The 15096-nt window shown below is 70.2% G+C and carries 10 protein-coding genes; 4 read left to right on the top strand and 6 right to left on the bottom strand.

From position 1 onward, the window contains the following. The first annotated feature begins 26 nt into the window (after positions 1 to 26). The 3 genes from ACGFJ2_RS09865 to ACGFJ2_RS09875 all read left to right on the top strand — a co-directional run bounded on the left by ACGFJ2_RS09865 (position 27) and on the right by ACGFJ2_RS09875 (position 8043). Entirely contained in the window at positions 27 to 6164 is a 6138-nt protein-coding gene (locus ACGFJ2_RS09865; protein ID WP_393466634.1) for an RHS repeat domain-containing protein, read from the top strand. A 112-nt stretch (positions 6165 to 6276) separates the two neighbouring features. Next, entirely contained in the window at positions 6277 to 7038 is a 762-nt protein-coding gene (locus ACGFJ2_RS09870; protein ID WP_393466637.1) for an SDR family NAD(P)-dependent oxidoreductase, read from the top strand. Positions 7039 to 7251: 213 nt separating this feature from the next. After that, positions 7252 to 8043, top strand: a complete 792-nt coding sequence (locus ACGFJ2_RS09875; protein WP_357942707.1) for an alpha/beta fold hydrolase — start codon at positions 7252 to 7254, stop codon at positions 8041 to 8043. 114 nt (positions 8044 to 8157) lie between these two features. Here ACGFJ2_RS09875 and ACGFJ2_RS09880 read toward each other — a convergent pair whose 3' ends face one another. The 3 genes from ACGFJ2_RS09880 to mce all read right to left on the bottom strand — a co-directional run bounded on the left by ACGFJ2_RS09880 (position 8158) and on the right by mce (position 11283). After that, positions 8158 to 9243 carry an AI-2E family transporter gene (locus ACGFJ2_RS09880; protein WP_358427093.1) on the bottom strand — a complete coding sequence of 362 codons (1086 nt, stop codon included), beginning with the start codon at positions 9241 to 9243 and terminating at the stop codon, positions 8158 to 8160. 131 nt (positions 9244 to 9374) lie between these two features. Further along, on the bottom strand, positions 9375 to 10667 hold the full coding sequence (locus tag ACGFJ2_RS09885) for a DivIVA domain-containing protein (protein WP_357942711.1): 1293 nt from the start codon (positions 10665 to 10667) through the stop codon (positions 9375 to 9377). Positions 10668 to 10833: 166 nt separating this feature from the next. Further along, on the bottom strand, positions 10834 to 11283 hold the full coding sequence (gene mce / locus ACGFJ2_RS09890) for a methylmalonyl-CoA epimerase (protein ID WP_357942713.1): 450 nt from the start codon (positions 11281 to 11283) through the stop codon (positions 10834 to 10836). An 84-nt stretch (positions 11284 to 11367) separates the two neighbouring features. Between mce and ACGFJ2_RS09895 the strand changes: the two genes are divergently transcribed. Further along, on the top strand, positions 11368 to 12552 hold the full coding sequence (locus ACGFJ2_RS09895) for an acetyl-CoA C-acetyltransferase (protein WP_357942715.1): 1185 nt from the start codon (positions 11368 to 11370) through the stop codon (positions 12550 to 12552). A gap of 107 nt (positions 12553 to 12659) precedes the next feature. Here ACGFJ2_RS09895 and ACGFJ2_RS09900 read toward each other — a convergent pair whose 3' ends face one another. From ACGFJ2_RS09900 to ACGFJ2_RS09910, 3 genes are all read right to left on the bottom strand, one after another. After that, positions 12660 to 12812 carry a hypothetical protein gene (locus tag ACGFJ2_RS09900; RefSeq protein ID WP_225290392.1) on the bottom strand — a complete coding sequence of 51 codons (153 nt, stop codon included), beginning with the start codon at positions 12810 to 12812 and terminating at the stop codon, positions 12660 to 12662. 152 nt (positions 12813 to 12964) lie between these two features. Continuing rightward, positions 12965 to 13636 carry a DUF4230 domain-containing protein gene (locus tag ACGFJ2_RS09905; protein ID WP_357942717.1) on the bottom strand — a complete coding sequence of 224 codons (672 nt, stop codon included), beginning with the start codon at positions 13634 to 13636 and terminating at the stop codon, positions 12965 to 12967. Between the two features lie 27 nt (positions 13637 to 13663). Then, positions 13664 to 15025: a hypothetical protein gene (locus ACGFJ2_RS09910; protein WP_393466645.1), complete on the bottom strand. Its 1362-nt coding sequence runs from the start codon at positions 15023 to 15025 to the stop codon at positions 13664 to 13666. Positions 15026 to 15096: the final 71 nt, after the last annotated feature.

Below are 15096 nucleotides of genomic sequence, written 5' to 3' on the forward strand. Positions count from 1 at the left end.
GGCTGGCGGCCACACTGACCGTGGTCATGGTCTCGACACTGGTGTCGGGGATGCCCGCCCAGGCCGCGACCCGTTCCGCGCCGAACGTGCAGAAAGAGACGCCGGTAACCGGGAAGAAGGTCCCGGTGCTGCCGCCGCAGGCCGATCCGGCGCAGAAACAGGCGTGGAAGGCGCCACCAGGCACGACCTGGCCTAAGGCGCAGACGGTCGAGCTGACCACGACGGGCGACGCGCAGGCCAGGACGCTCGGCGCCGACACCTTCCCGATCCGCCTGGCCGCGCCGAAGGCGGGCACGAAAACCGCCAAGGCGGCGGCCTCTCCCACCCCCGCCCGCGTCGAGCTGCTGGACCCCGCCCAGACCCAGCGGGCCGGCCTGCTCGGCCTGGCCCTGCGGGTCTCACCGGGGCAGGGACTGGCGGCCAAGAGCGGGAAGACCCGCCTGGCGATCGACTACTCGGGCTTCCGCTACGCCTCCGGCGGCGACTACGGCGCCCGGCTGCGGCTCGTACGGCTGGACGAGTGCGTACTGACCGCCACCGCGACCGGCTGCCCGCAGCCCCAGCCGGTGCCGGGCGACAACGACACCAAGGCGGGCACGCTGACCGCCGACGTGGACATGCCGGCGATGTACGCGCTGACGGCGGCCCCTTCGGGCTCGTCGGGCGACCACGCGGCCACCTCGCTCGCCCCTTCGGCACAGTGGAGCGTCGGCGCCCAGTCCGGCGACTTCAGCTGGGGTTACGAGCTACGCGCGCCGCCCGCGCTGGGCGGTGACGAGCCGGACCTGTCGATCGACTACTCCTCCCAGAGTGTGGACGGCCGTACCGCCTCCACCAACAACCAGCCCTCCTGGGCCGGTGAGGGCTTCGAGCTCAACCCCAGCGGCTACGTCGAACGCCGCTACAAGTCCTGCATGATCGACGGCAAGAAGACCGGCGACCTGTGCTGGGACCAGGACAACGCGACGCTCTCCCTCGGGAACTCGGCCGTCGAGCTGGTCAAGGACGCCACCACCAAGCAGTGGCGCCCCAAGCGCGACGACGGCACCCGGATCGAATACCTCACCGGAGCCGTGAACGGCGACAACAACGGTGAGTACTGGCGCGTCACGACCGCCGACGGCACCCAGTTCACCTTCGGCCTGAACCGCCTGCCCGGCTGGGCCACCGGCAAGCCGGAGACGAAGTCGGTCCAGACCGTGCCGGTGTTCGGCAACAACAGCGGCGAGCCCTGCTACAACAGCACCCCGGCCAACGCCTGGTGCCAGCAGGCCTACCGGTGGAACCTGGACTACGCGGTGGACACCCACGGCAACGCCACCACCTACTGGTACGCCCTGGAGAACAACTACTACGGCCGCAACATGAAGCCCGAGCTGGGCACCCTGTACGCGCGCAGCGGCTACCTCACCCGCATCGACTACGGCTACCTGCAGAACGAGCTGTTCACCAAGGCGCCCGCGGCCCGCGTGGTCTTCGACGTGGCCGAGCGCTGCCTGCCCAGCGGGACGATCACCTGCGCCGCCGACCAGCTCAAGAAGGAGACCGCGAGCAGCTGGCCGGACGTCCCGTTCGACCAGATCTGCGACTCCGGGGTGAAGTGCACCGACCGCCTGTCACCGACGTTCTTCACGCGCAAGCGGCTGTCCAAGGTCACCACCCAGGTGGTCAACACCGACACCGCCAAGTGCGGTGGCGCGCAGTACTGCCCGGTGGACTCCTGGACGCTGACGCACCAGTTCCCCGCCACCGGTGACGGCCTCAGCCCGTCGCTGTGGCTGGCCTCGATCCAGCAGAGCGGCCACGTGGGCGGCACGATCACGCTGCCGAAGATCACCTTCACCGGTGTCCAGCTGCCCAACAGGGTGGACGCCAACGAGGGCCGCGCCCCGCTGGTCAAGTGGCGCGTCCAGGCCGTGAACAACGAGAGCGGCGGCGAGCTCCGGATCAACTACGCCCCGGCCGACTGCAAGCCGGGAGACCTGCCGGCCGCCGACAAGAACACCAGGCGCTGCTTCCCGCAGCGCTGGGCCCCGGCGAACGAGGCCGAGGTCACCGACTGGTTCCACAAGTACGTGGTGACGCAGACGGTGGAGGCCGACCGGGTCGCGGGCTCGCCGAACGTGGTCACCGACTACGAGTATCTGGACGGCGGCGCCTGGCGCTACGCCGAGAACATCCTCGTCAAGCCCGAGCACCGCACGTGGTCGGACTGGCGCGGGTTCGGCCGGGTACGGGTGCGCGAGGGCGACGGCCAGGACACCAAGCGCACGCTCACGGAGTTCAGGTACTTCCGCGGCATGGACGGCGACCGTCAGGCCGACGGGTCCAAGCGCGACGTGCAGGTCGTGGACTCCGAGGGCGGCAAGCTGGACGACCTCGACCAGCTGTCCGGGTTCGAGCGGGAGGAGATCCTCTACGACGGCGACGGCGGGGCCATCCTGACCGCGACCGCCGAGGAGCCGTGGTCGCTCAAGACCGCCGAGTCCACGCAGGGCGGCGTCACCAAGACCGCGTACGCGGTCGAGCCCAAGTCGATGGTCACCCGCACCGCGTTGAGCGGCGGCAAGTGGCGGCGTACCGGCAAGGAGCGCGCGTACGACGCCAAGGGCCTGCTGACCCAGGTGGAGGAGAAGGGGGACCTGGCCAGCGCCGACGACGACCAGTGCACCCGCTACACCTACGCCCGCAACGACACGGCCTGGATGCTCGACTACACCAGCAGGATCCAGAAGGTCGCCGCCGGCTGCGGCACCGGAGTGTCCGCGCTGGCCGCCGGTGACGTGATCTCCGACCAGCGGGTCCAGTACGACGGCAAGGCGTACGGCCAGGCACCGAGCAAGGGCGACGTGACCGCCGTCCAGCTCGCCACCGGGGACGGCACGACGACCACCGACAGCACCCACACCTACGACACCTACGGCCGCGAGACCAGCGAGACCGACGCGGTCGGCACCAAGTCCGTGACCACCTACACCCCGACCGCGGGCGCCCCCGCGACGGAGATCACGGAGACCAACCAGCTCGGCCACGTCGACCGCACCCTGCTCGAACCGGCCTGGGGCGAGCCCGTCGCCGAGATCGACGCGAACAACCGTCGCGTCGACATGGAGCACGACGCGCTCGGCCGCCTGGTCAAGGTCTGGCAGCCCGACCGGAGCAAGGAGGCCGGGCAGACGCCGAACACCGAGTACTCCTACCTGATGCGCAACGACGGCCCCAGCGTCGTCACCACGAAGACGCTGCGCGCGGACGGCGGCTACACCACCAGCCACGAGCTGTACGACGGCCTGATGCGCGAGCGCCAGACCCAGGAGCCCGCGCCCCGCGACGACCAGACGCAGGACCCCGCGCTGCGTGACGGGCGCACGATCACCGACACCGTCTACAACTCGCTCGGCGAGGCGGCCAAGTCCAACACCGGCTACTTCGCCACCGGAACGCCGTCCACCGAGCTGCTCGCGGTGGCCGACGCCGACGTGCCGACCCAGGTCGTGTCGTCCTTCGACGGCGCCGGCGACGTCAACGCCCAGGTCCTCAAGGCGAAGGGCGTGGAGAAGTACCGGGTCAGCGCCACGCAGGAGGGCGACCGGATCCACGTGACGCCGCCGCCGGGCGGCACCGCGACGACCCGCATCGGCGACGCCGACGACCGCCTCATCGAGCTGCGCCAGTACAAGGGCGCGACCCCGACCGGCGAGTACGAGTCCACCAAGTACACCTACGACCCCGCGGGACAGCTGTCCACCGTGACCGACCCCGCGGGCAACGTGTGGCGCCACCACTACGACCTGCGCGGACGGGAGATCAAGACCGAGGACCCCGACAAGGGCGTCACCTCGATGACCTACAACGACGCCGACGAGCTGGTCACCACGACCGACGCCCGCGGCAAGACCCTCTGGTACGGCTACGACGAGCTGGGCCGCAAGAAGGAGCTGCGCGACGGCTCCGCGACCGGTCCGCTGCTGGCCGAGTGGAAGTACGACGCGCTGGCCAAGGGCCACCTGAACGCCAGCATCCGCTACGCGGGCGGGCAGGCGTACAAGGCGGAGATCAACGCCATCGACTCGAGCTACCGCTCGCTGCGCCAGACCGTCACCGTCCCCGAGCGGGAGGGCAAGCTGGCCGGTTCGTACCAGCTCAACACCCGCTACACGCTCGACGACCAGGTCCAGTCCGTCAGCTTCCCCGCGGCGGGCGGCCTGGCGGAGGAGTCGGTCGTCTACTCCTACGACGAGCTCAGCCAGCCGACCAAGGTCACCGGCCTGTCGTCATACGTGACCGCTACCCGCTACTCCAAGCTCGGCGAGACCCTGCAGTACGAGCTGGGCGCCGGCGGGAAGAAGACCTGGCTCACCTACACCCACGACGAGGCCACCCGCAGGCTGACCAGGATGCGGCTGGACAGGGAGAGCGCGGCGGCCACCGACCTCGACCTCAACTACACCTACGACGCCGTGGGCAACGTCACCAAGATCGCCGAGCGGGCGGGCGGTCAGGACACGCAGTGCTTCAAGTACGACCATCTGCGCCGCATGACCTCGGCGTGGACGGCCACCGACGACTGCGCCAGTGGCACCCCGCAGTCGGACAAGATCGGCGGTGTGGCCCCCTACGCGACCAGCTACACCTACGACGCCACCGGCAACCGGACCAAGGAGACCAAGCACGCCTGGGGCGGCGCGGCCGAATCCGTCCGCACCTCCGCCTACCCGGCGGCGGGCGGCAAGCAGCCGCACGCGCTCCAGAGCGTCGGGGCGGACGTGTTCGCCTATGACGAGGCGGGCAACACCACCAGGCGCAAGGTCGGCAACTCGGACCAATCCCTGGTCTGGGACGCCGAGGGCAACCTGGAGTCGGTGACGGAGGCGGGCAAGACGACCTCGTTCGTGTACGACGCGGACGGCGAGCGGCTGCTCCGCAAGACCACGACCGAGGCCACCCTGTACGTCGACGACATGGAGCTGCGCTTCGACTTCGCCAAGGACGCGGTCGAGCAGACCCGCTACTACACCATCAACGACCAGCCCATCGCGGTCCGCACGCCGGACAACCAGGTCTACTTCCTGGCCAACGACCACCAGGGCACCGGACAGGCCGCGGTCAACGCCGGGACCGGTGAGCTGGCCATCAGGAGGATGACGCCGTTCGGCGAGGACCGGGGGTCGGCACCACCCTGGTGGCCTGGCCAGCGCGGTTTCGTCGGTGGCGGCAACGACCCGACGACCGGGCTGGTCCACCTCGGCGCCCGCGAGTACGACGCCAAGAACGGCCGCTTCCTGTCGGTCGACCCCATCATCGATGAGGAGGACCCGCAGCAGCTCAACGCCTACGCCTATGCCAACAACAGCCCCGTCACCATGAGCGACCCCGACGGGCAGCTGTTCTGGATCGCCGTCGGCATCGCGGCCAGGATCGCGGCCCGGATCATCGCCAGGAAGCTGGCCCAGGCGGCGGCCAGGCGGGCGGCGCTGGCGGCGGCACGGGCGGCGGCCAGACGCGCGGCCATCGCGGCGGCCAAGCGCCGGGCGGCGGCACTGGCCAGGAAGAAGGCCCTGGAGCTGGCCAAGAAGAAGGCCGCTGCGGCGGCCAAGAAGAAGGCACTGGCGGCGGCCAGGAAGAAGGCGGCCGAGAAGGCCAAGAAGGCCGCTGCCGCGGCGGCGAGACGACGGGCCGCGGCGGCGGCGAAACGGCAGGCCAGAAGGGAGGCCGCGGAGGCGGCGGCGAAGAGGCGGGCCGCGGCGGCGGCCAGGGCGCGAAACCACCGGGCAGGCCGGCTCCCACGCGGGATCCAGCAGGCACGGCAACGTCCGGCGCACCGGCCGACCAGCCAACGGGCGGTACAGCGGCAGTCGCCGCCCAGGGCGAGCCGGCAGCCGGCACAGCCAAGGCCGAGCCAGGTCTATCGCAACGACGGCACCACACAGCCGACCCAGTCCTACACCGTTTACGGCAACGGCAGGATGTACCCCGAAGGCCGGCCGCCGACGAACCTCCCGCCGCGCGCCGGCGCCGGGCAGGGAGAGAAGCAGCTCTGGAGGAATGAGGAGATCGAGTTGACCAGGAGGTCCGGCGCGATCGCTGAACTGGGCGCCCGAAGCCAGAAGATCGTGGACAACGTCATTGACACGATCGACACCATCCTGGGTGGCTTGGGTTAGCACTCTGTTCAGCCGATGATGGACCGGCGCGGGGCTCTCGCAGCTCCGCGCCGGTGGCGTTCCCGGACCCTGGCCCCTAGAATCTTGTTCGGTTCCGAGGCGAGGAGGCCCCATGGGCGCGTTCGATCTCACCGGTAAGCAGGCCCTGGTCACCGGGGCGTCGAAGGGGATCGGGCGGGCCATCGCGCTGGCCTACGCCGAGGCGGGGGCCGACGTGGCGCTCGTGTCCCGCTCGGCCGACGCCCTGGCCGAGGTCGCCAAGGAGGTCGAGGCGCTGGGGCGGCGCGCCGTCGTCCTGCCCGCCGACCTCACCGACCGCGACGCGGCCGCAGGCGCCGTGGCGGGGGCGATCGACGGGCTCGGCCACCTCGACATCGTCGTCAACAACGCCGGCGGGTCGAATTTCCTGGTCGAGTTCAAGGATCTGCGCCTGTCCGGCTGGGACAAGATCATCCGGCTCAACCTCGACTCGGCCATGGCGGTCTGTCACGCGGTGGCGCCTCATCTGCTGGGCAGGGGCACCGGCACGGTCATCAACGTGGCGTCGGTGGCGGCGCTGGGCGCGCCGTTCCTCGCCTCATACGCGGCGGCGAAGGCGGGCGTCGTGGCGCTGACCAAGACCCTGGCCGTGGAATGGGCGCGGGCCGGGGTACGGGTCAACGCCCTGTGCCCGGGGTGGACGGCCACCGGCCTGAACCGGAACCTGTGGGAAGACGCCGCGACGAACGAGGCGACGGTGTCGAGTGTCCCGATGCGTCGTTGGGGGACGGTGGAGGAAATGGCGCACCCGGCGGTTTTTCTGGCTAGTCCGGCTGCTGCCTATATGACGGGTCAGGTGCTGTTCATCGATGGGGGCGCCACGGCCATCGGATAGGGCAGGGATGGTCAAGAACGCGCACGTCACGGTGCTCAGCCGGGGAACCGGAGGAGCGTTTCCCTGGAGGGGGCCCGGCCGCGTATGGCGGGTGGGGCCGGCCGCTGCCGGCCGTAAAAAAGACTGGTGTTTCATAAAGCGGTCAGCACAGCGGCGAATATCGGCATAAGCCGTGCAGTGATTGTCGGGGCGAAGAGGTCTACCGTATCGTCCGTGCAGCTTTACACGAGATCAGCCGGTACGGGACTCCCGGTCGTACTGCTTCACGCCTTTCCGCTCTCGTCGGCCATGTGGCTGGCACAGCGCGAAGGATTGGCCAGGTCATGCCGTGTGATCACGCCTGACCTGCGCGGCTTCGGGGGGTCGCGCCTGGGGGAGGAAGAGCCGTCGGTCGAGGTCATGGCCGACGACGTCGCCAGGTTGCTCGACGCAGAGGGAATCGACCGGGCGGTCATCGGCGGCCTGTCCATGGGCGGCTACGTGACGATGGCGTTCTGCCGTCGCCATCCCGACCGGGTGCAGGGCGTGATACTCGCCGACACCAAGGCGAGCCCGGATCCCGAGCCCGCCCGCGCCAACAGGGAGCGCATCGCCCAGGCGGTCCTGTCCGACGGCAGCGCGGTGCTGGTGTCCGAGGTGCTGCCCGCGCTGATCGGGCCGACCACCAAGGAGCGCCGTGCCATGGTGTTCGGCCGGGTCAAGGGGCTCGTGCAGTCGGCTCCACCCGGTGCGGTGGCGTGGGCGCAGCGGGCGATGGCCGGGCGGCCCGACTCCTTCGACACGCTGGCCGCGCTCAAGGTGCCGCTGCTGGTCGTGGTGGGGGAGGAGGACGAGCTGGCGACCGTGGCCGACGCGGAGGCGATGGCGCGGGCCGTACCCGACGGGCGGCTGGAGATCATTCCGAAGGCCGGGCACCTGACGGCGGTCGAGCAGCCGGAGGCGTTCAACGCGGCCGTGGCGAAGTTCCTCGACACCGAACTCGGCGGCGCCACCCGACCACGCTGACTGCCCGCACCGCGTCCGTCCGTGCGTGCCGCGTCCGTCCGGCTCGTGCCGCGTCCGTCGGCCCGCAGCGGGCCGACGGACGGTCAGGCGCGGGCTTGGCGGGCCGACGGGTGGTCAGGCGCGGGCTTGGCGGGGGAGGACGAACTCGCGGATGATCAGCGCGATGGCCGCCGCGACCGGGATGGCCACCAGCGCGCCCACGATGCCGAGCAGCGCGCCGCCGAACAGCGCGGCGATCACCGTGACCGCCGGCGCCACGTCCACGGAGCGCTTCATGACGCGCGGATAGATCAGGTAGTTCTCGACCTGCTGGTAGATCACGAAGAACACCGCGCACGCGATCCCCACGGGCAGCGACTGGAGCAGCCCGACCCCCGTCACCAGCACCGCTCCGATGGTGGCGCCGACGAGCGGGATCAGGTCCGTGAGCGCGACCACCAGCGCCAGCGCCAGCGCGTACTTCACGCCAACGATCGACAGGAAGATCCAGGTCAGCACGCCCGCGATGACCGAGATGAGGACGTTGCCGGCGACATAGCCGCCGATGCCGTCGAGAATCTGCTCGGTGATCTCACCGGTCCGCTCCCGCCGGGAGGCCGGGACCAGCTTGAGCATGTACGACTTGATGGTGTGCAGGGAGCCGAGGAAGTACAGCATGAGCACCAGCAGCGTCACCGTGGTGAACACGCCGTCCAGCACCACCAGCCCCGCCCCCACGACCCCGCTGGCCAGCGAGGGCCCCAGCTCGCTGGTGACGAACGTGGCCAGCTTCGGCAGGATCTGGTAGTCGGCGTCGAGCTGCCGGAGCGTCGGATGGTTGCTGAGCTCGGTCACGTAGCCGGGCACGGCCGCGATGAACTCGGCCAGCTGCTTGCTCACCGGCGGCACCACGGCCAGCCCGAACAGCGCGAACGCCACGATCACCCCGGCGAACACGATCGAGATCGCCCCTCGCCTGGCCAGCCCGCGCCGTTGCAACGCCTCGACGGCCGGGTTCAGCCCGACCGCCAGGAACATCGCCACCACGATCAGGACGATCACGCTCAACGAGCTGACGACCATCTGCGCGATCGCGATCGCGGTCAGCACGCCCAGCCCGCCGATCAGCCCGAACGTGAACGGCCCCCGAGACAGCGGCAGCGCGTACGGCGGGGTCTTGGCGACGTCCGCCACGGCAGGGGATTCGGCTTCTGCTGACACGGGGGTCTCCTGGGAATTGCGACAAACCACGACACATGCCGTTCGGAACAACAAAGAGAGCCTAGCGACCCCAAGGTCACCAGGCTCTCTTCAGCCGTCAGCCCACCCCCGTGTAGTCGGTTATGTGACGGCTACTCCTGCCACCACTCCGCGTCGTCCTCACCCTTGGACTCCGCCTTGGCGGGGGCCGGTGCGGGCTTGTCGCTGGCCGGTGCGGGTGCCGCTGCCGCGATCGCCGGCTTCGGCGGAGCCGCCGTGACGGCGGGCTCGGGCTCCATGCCCGGCAGAGCGGCGCCACCGAGCAGCTGACGCAGCTGCGCCAGGTGGCTGGTGATGCTGTCGCGCTGGCGGGTGAGCTCGTCGACCTGGCGCTGCATCGCGGTGCGCGTGCGCTCCGCGTCGTTCTTCGCCTCGGTCACTATGGTGTCGGCGCTGGACTTGGCCTCGGCGACGATCGTCTCGGAGCTCTTGCGGGCGTTGGCGACCAGCTGCTTGGCGTGCAGGTCGGCCTCGCGCCTGGTCTGGTCGGCCTGCTGGGTGGCCTTCGTGGCCCGCGACTCGGCCGTGGCCGCGCGCTGCTCGGCCTCGGCGACCAGCTTCTGCGTGTTGGCCTGCGCGGTGGCGTGGCGCTCGGCCTCCTGGCGCTCGGCCTCCTCACGCCGCGACGCGAGCTGGATCTCGAACTCCGCCTCGTCCTGCGCCCGCTTGGCCTCGGACTCCTCCAGCACCCGCTGAGCCTGCGCCCGCATCTCGTCGGCCTGCCGCTTCGCGGTGGTCAGCACCTCGTCGCGCTCGCGCTTGGTCGAGGCCCGCAGCTGCGCCACTTCGCGCTCGGTCGTCGTGCGCAGCTTGGCGATCTCGCGCTCGGCGTCGGCGCGCTTCTCCGCCACCTCGTGGTCGGCGGTGGCCCGCAGCTTGGCGACCTCGCGCTCGGTGGTGTTGGTCAGCTCGTCGGCCAGGCGGCGAGCGGTCGAGCGGGTCTCCTCCGCGTCGCGCTCGGCGCTGGTGCGCATCTCGTCGCTCTCACGCGTCGCCTGCGCCCGCTTGTCGGCGGCCTCGGCCTCGGCGGCGGCCCGTACGTCGGCGGCCTCGACCTTGGCGGCGGCCTTGATCTCGTTGGCCTCGGACCGCGCGGCCTGGACGAGCTCGGTGGCCTGCTCTTCGGCCAGGCGCAGCAGCTGCTCGATGCGGGCGCCGAGACCGGAGTAGGTCGGGCGCTCCTGCTCCTGCAACTGGCGCTGGGAGTCGGATAGATCGCGCTGCAGGGACGTCACCTGCTCGCGGGACTGGCGGAGTTCGCCGTCGAGCTGCTTCAGATGATCGTGGACCTGGTGGCGGTCATAACCACGCAGCACGACGTCGAACTCGCGTGCTGGGGCATCCTCGAAGAAATTGTTGAGCTGGGCGTCGATGTCGGACTGCATGGAGGCTCGATCCTGGGTTGTCGAGACGGCTACACGGGCCGGACGGGGGGTTCGGGACAGCCGAGCCAGGAGCCTGTGCCTCGCGGCAGGCGCCTTGTCCGGTGGAAAGCCAGCGTACTCCGCTAGTGCCGCCTGAGAAGCCCCGTCCGACTATCTGCGTGACTAGTTACATACGAGCGGTTTTGGGGTTTGCTGGGGACTCGGTGGCCTGTACGAGCTCAGTGAGCATTCCTCCCACGTCCTTGGGGTGCACAAACGCGATCTCCGACCCCATCGAGCCGTGTCGCGGACGCTCATCGAGCAGCCGCACACCCTTGCCCGCCAACCGATCCATCGCCTCGGCCACGTCCGGCACGCCGAACGCCACGTGATGCACCCCCTCGCCCCGTCTCGCCAGGAACTTTCCCACCGGCGTGTCGGGGGACAACGGCTCCAGCAACTGAATGTAGGAGCTCCCGCCCTCGCCGTCGGCGATGTGGAGCATGGCCTCCCGGACCCCCTGCTCCTCATTGACCTCGCGCGCGACGACGGTCAGCTCGAACGTGTCCGAGAATAGCGCGATCTTGGCGTCGAGGTCGTGACAGGCGATACCGATGTGGTCGATCCGCATGAACATGTGTGGCCTGCCTCCATAGCGAGCGTGCACCTACTCGTGGGTATGGTGTCAAAGAACCCCTCACGTGCACAGGAGGCCGTCGCCATGTCTGGGTCCGTCATCGTAGCCGGAGCTCGTACGCCGATCGGCAGACTGCTGGGCGCCCTGTCCGGGCTGCCCGCCGTGGAGCTCGGGGGCATCGCCATCAAGGCCGCCCTGGAACGCGCCGGCGTGTCGCCGGAGGACGTCGAATACGTGATCATGGGCCAGGTGCTCCAGGCGGGCGCCGGGCAGATCCCCTCCCGCCAGGCCGCGGTCAAGGCGGGCATCCCCATGACCGTCCCCTCACTCACCATCAACAAGGTCTGCCTGTCGGGGCTCGACGCCATCGCCCTGGCCGACCAGCTCATCCGCGCGGGCGAGTTCGACATCGTGGTGGCGGGTGGCATGGAGTCGATGACGAACGCGCCGCACCTGCTGCCGGGCATGCGCAAGGGCGTCAAGTACGGCGGCGCCGAAGTGCTCGACTCGATGGCGCACGACGGGCTGTTCTGCGCGTTCGACCAGTGCGCGATGGGCGAGTCCACCGAGCGCTACAACGCCCGCCTCGGCATCGGCCGCGAGGAGCAGGACGCGCTCTCCGCCCGCTCCCACCAGCTGGCCGCCGCGGCCACCAAGAACGGCGTCTTCGAGGACGAGATCGTTCCGGTGGAGCTCCCGCAGCGGCGCGGCGAGCCGGTGGTCGTCAAGGAGGACGAGGGCATCCGCGGCGACACCACCGTGGACACGCTGGCCGGGCTGCGGCCGGCGTTCGCCGCCGACGGCACGATCACGGCCGGCTCGGCCTCGCAGATCTCCGACGGCGCCTGCGCCGTGGTCGTGATGTCCAAGGCCAAGGCCGAGGAGCTGGGGCTGCCCTGGCTGGCGGAGATCGGCAGGCACGGCAACGTGGCGGGGCCCGACACCTCGCTGCAGTCGCAGCCGGCCAACGCCATCAAGCAGGCCCTGGCCAAGCAGGGCCTGAGCGTCGGCGACCTCGACCTGGTGGAGATCAACGAGGCGTTCGCCAGCGTGGTGCTCCAGTCGGCAAAGGAACTGGGCGTGCCCCTCGACCGGGTCAACGTCAACGGCGGCGGCATCGCGCTCGGCCACCCGATCGGCGCATCGGGCGCCCGCATCGTGCTCACGCTGGCCCACGAGCTCAAGCGCCGGGGCGGCGGCCTGGGCGCGGCCGGGCTGTGCGGTGGCGGCGGCCAGGGTGACGCGCTCATCATCCGCGTACCCGCCTAGAGGCCGCATACGCCGAAGGGGTGAGAGCTCGGCTCTCACCCCTTCGGCTTACGGAGGTAGGTAGGCCCGGCCGCGAGGGAGGTTGCGGCCGGGCTTCTTGGCGGTGGTCATGAGGAGAGGAATCTGGCGAACACCGAGCGGTGACGACGCTCGGCCTTCTGTCCCTTCAGCGCCTCGCGTACCCGGCGGTGCTCGGCCGCGGCCTCGCGCAGCTCGTCCGCGTGGTTCTTCATGACGACGTATTCGAGTTCGGCGTTCATCCGAATGCTCCCGGTTTCTTTTCGGTCCTCTTCCCTGGCACTTTCCAGATTGCTCCTAAGGCCCCTGCCGCCACATCGGGCGGATGCCCTATCTGCGGTCGTAGGCCGACATGAGGAGATACCTAGGGCGCCGGTCGGAGGACCTAAGGCACTTAGGGCTGGTCGGCGAACTTCACCGTCACCTTGGCGAACCCGAGCGACTTGAGCATCCCTTCGAGCATGGCCTTGGTGTTGGTGTCGGCGCGGGCCCGCAGGTCGCTGGCCGCCGCGGCCTCGGAGATCTTGGTCTCGGCCAGGACGTACAGCTCCCGCTGGTCGTCCGGAGACGACGACAGGAAGCCCTGTACGCGGTCCAGCAGCCCACGCTGCTGCGCGAAGACATAGGAACGCCGGTTGTCGAGGTTCGGCTTCTCCAGTTGCGCGCGGGGCAGGCGGATCGTGGCCTCCTTACGGTCCTTCGAGACCGTCACGCCGTTGGCCGCCATGCCGGAGAAATCGACGTAGGCGTCCACGTTGCCCGCCCCCACGAACAGCGTCCGGCTGCCCTTGATGGCGTCGGGCAGGAAGCGGGCGTCCTTCTCCAGGTCGACCACGACCTGGAAGTTGCCGGTCGCCGCCTCGAACCGGCTCAGGTCCTTGATGGACTGCAGGAGCACCGGCTGGCTGCGGTCGATGGTCTGCTCGCCGAACGGATTGAGCCAGGACCAGGCCAGGCGGCCGCCGACCACGAGCAGAACCACCACGACCAGGAACCCGGCCAGATATCGCCACCGGCGGCGCCGCTGCGGTGTGACCGCGGGGGGCGCCGTTTGGGAAGTCGTCATGGCGGTTGACTACCCGACGATCGATCATCATTGCCAGCTTTTAGGTGACATCTCCGATCCCCAGTCGGCAGAGCCCTCTTCGTCGCTGGGATTCGGATAGACCGGATAGACCTGTGGCGAGCCCGTAGAGGCCGCCACCGGAGCCGCCGCGGCACCCGCCGGCCCGCCGCCGAAGTGCGTACTCGACAGCTTGCACGCCTGGAAGTCGCTGAAGAACATGCGCAGCCACTCGCGCCGCTGGTGCTCGCTCAACCCGGAGAACCAGGCCGCCGCGTATTGGTGCTCCGGCAGCGGCCCGCCCGGCAGCGGCTCGCCGCGCAGCCAGGCCACCACGATCTCGCGGTAGCCGCCGGCGGGCGTGTCGGGGCACTTGGCGGCCAGCGACTCGACGTACTCGTACACGGCCTCGTCGGCGAAGCCCGCCGACAGGTCGGGCACGTGGATCTGCGCGAGCCCGGCGGACGGCTGCAGCGGCTCTTCCAGCGGCCGTTGCTCGACCCGGGTGAACCCGGCGGGCGTGCCCGCCAGCCGCGACGCGATCTTGGTGAAGGCCGCGCCCAGTTCGGTCAGGCCCGCGCGCATGCCCGGATGCAGGCAGACCGTGATCGGCCAGTCCTGGCAGCTGTAGGCGATCCCCTGGGCGGCGGCGGGCTTGGTCGCGCCCAGCAGCCGGGCCACACCCGTGCCCGCGGCGAGCACGGCCAGCAGCGCGCACGCCAGCACCAGGGCCTGCCTGGTCACCACCGCCGCCCAGCCGAGCAGCAGCGCCGCCGTGATGCCCAGCAACCAGACCGTCTGGTCGAGGAACGCCGTGCCGCCGAGCCCCTGGAACAGGTCGTACGGCTCGCCCGTGCCGGGCGCCAGCTTGTCGGCCCAGCCCCGGCCGCCGGCCAGCCAGGTGAACAGCCCGTAGCAGGCCAGCCCGGCCAGCGGCGGCGTGTAGGCCCTGGGCAGCAGCCAGCCCGTGATCCACCCGATCACCGAGTAGAGGGCCAGCCCGGCCATGCCCACACCGAGCCCGGCCAGGCTCAGCCGGCCCGACTGCTCGGTGAGCACCGTCTTGATGGCCAGCACCAGCACGGTCGCGCTGAACGAGCCCAGCACCACCACGACGATCGCCAGCGGGGCCTTCAGCGCCCGCCAGGTCGTCAGTGAGCGGCCGCGCAGCGCCCTGCGCTTGCGCATCGCCACCCACGCGGCGAAGGCGGCAGCCACGGGCCCGGTCAGCCGGAGCGAACCGATGACCGCGGCCACGATATTTTCCCACGCGTCTACACCAGGAATCAGGACGCTCCACGCCGCGATCAAGCCGAGCGCAAGGAGCACGGCAACCGTGACGGCCGCGCTCTGCTTCAACTCCTCACGTGTAACGCCCGCGTGCTCACGCACCCGTTTTTCCATTGAAGATCACCAAGCACCCCCCGTGCCCCGATGTCGGCGCGGCGGAAGCGATTCAGTTC

The organism is Nonomuraea sp. NPDC049028, from assembly GCF_043197735.1.
In the GTDB taxonomy this organism is placed as follows: domain Bacteria; phylum Actinomycetota; class Actinomycetes; order Streptosporangiales; family Streptosporangiaceae; genus Nonomuraea.